This window comes from Streptomyces sp. 150FB (genome assembly GCF_000818195.1).
Taxonomy (GTDB): Bacteria; Actinomycetota; Actinomycetes; order Streptomycetales; family Streptomycetaceae; genus Streptomyces.
In genome coordinates, this window is the sequence record NZ_JTHL01000001.1 from 8860220 (window position 1) to 8861807 (window position 1588).

The 1588-nt window shown below is 66.6% G+C and carries 1 protein-coding gene; it reads left to right on the forward strand.

The genetic code is table 11. The features are described from left to right. The coding region (locus QR77_RS37935) for an amino acid adenylation domain-containing protein (protein WP_150130614.1) at window positions 1-1588 on the forward strand (1588 nt) is incomplete at both ends.

The window sequence follows — 1588 nt, forward strand, 5'->3', positions numbered from 1 at the left end:
CGACGAAGGAACGCCCGCCGGGCTTGAGGGACTGCTCGACTACCGGGCCGATCTGTTCGCCGAGGCGACGGTTGAGGCTCTGGCGGATCGGTTGGTGCGGGTGCTGGAGGCGGTCGTCGCCGACCCCGATCAGCCGGTCCGTGCCATCGATGTCCTGGGGGAGGAGGAGCGTCGGCGCACGCTCGTGGCGTGGAACGACACCGCGCACGAGGTGCCGGAGGCGAGCCTCCCCGAGCTGTTCCGGGCCCAGGTGACCCGCACCCCCGACGCCCTCGCCGTCATCAGCGACGGCGCCGAACTCACCTACGCCGAACTCGACGCGCGGGCGAATCGACTTGCTGGACATCTGGTGGAACGGGGGGTGGGTCGGGAGCGTGTGGTGGGCCTGTGCCTCCCTCGCGGTTTGGACATGGTTGTGGCGTTGTTCGCGGTCTGGAAGGCAGGCGGCGCGTACGTTCCGCTTGATCCGGACTACCCCGTCGAACGTCTGGGCTACATGGTGGCTGACAGCGGGGCCGTGGCAGTGCTGGGGACCCCCGAGACGCTCAAAGAACTGCCGTTGGATTCGGTACAGGTGCTGCTTCTCGACGAAATCGAGGACATGACGCCGTCCGTATCCAATGGGCCGGACGCGATGGTCGAACCGGACCAGCTTGCCTATGTGATTTATACGTCGGGTTCCACGGGGCGTCCGAAGGGCGTCGCCATTCCACACCGGGGCGTGACCAACCTGGCCGAGGTGATGCGGCCGGTGCTGGGCGTCCACCAGGGCACAGTGGCCCTGCAGTTCGCGTCCTTCAGCTTTGATGCGTCGGTGTTGGATGTGGCGGTCACCTTGGCTGCCGGCGGGACGTTGGCCATCGCGTCGACGGAGGAACGGTCCGAGCCGGACAGGCTGGCCGAGATGATCAGGCGTACCGGCGTGAGCGTGGCGAGTGTCGTTCCCTCCTTGATCGGGGTGTTGGATCCGGCCGCGCTGTCCGGGGTGCGCAACTGGGTCCTGGGCGCCGAGCAGTTGACCGCTGACCTGGCGAGCCGCTGGACGCCGGGCGCGCGGATGCGTAATACGTACGGACCGACCGAGGCCACGGTTATCACCACATCTGTCGAGATAGACAGATCCATCACGCCCGAAGACCGACCGCCATCGATTGGACGTCCGCTCGGAAACACCCGTGTGTATGTGTTGGACGCGGGTTTGTCGCCGGTGGCGGTGGGTGTTGCGGGTGAGTTGTATGTGGCGGGTGCGCAGTTGGCGCGGGGGTATGTGGGTCGTGCCGGCTTGACGGGGGAGCGGTTTGTGGCGGATCCGTTCGGTCCTGTGGGTTCGCGGATGTATCGGACCGGTGACCTGGTGAAGTGGGTTGCTGGTGGTGTGCTGGAGTTTGTGGGGCGTGCGGATGCTCAGGTGAAGGTGCGGGGTTTCCGTATCGAGCTCGGCGAGGTCGAGGCTGTGCTGTCCGGGCACGATCAGGTGGCGCAGGCGGCGGTGGTCGTGCGCGAGGACGAGCCGGGCGACAAGCGCTTGGTCGCCTATGTGGTGTCGGCAGTGGAGGCTGAGTTCGACACGGTCGATCTGCGTGGTCAT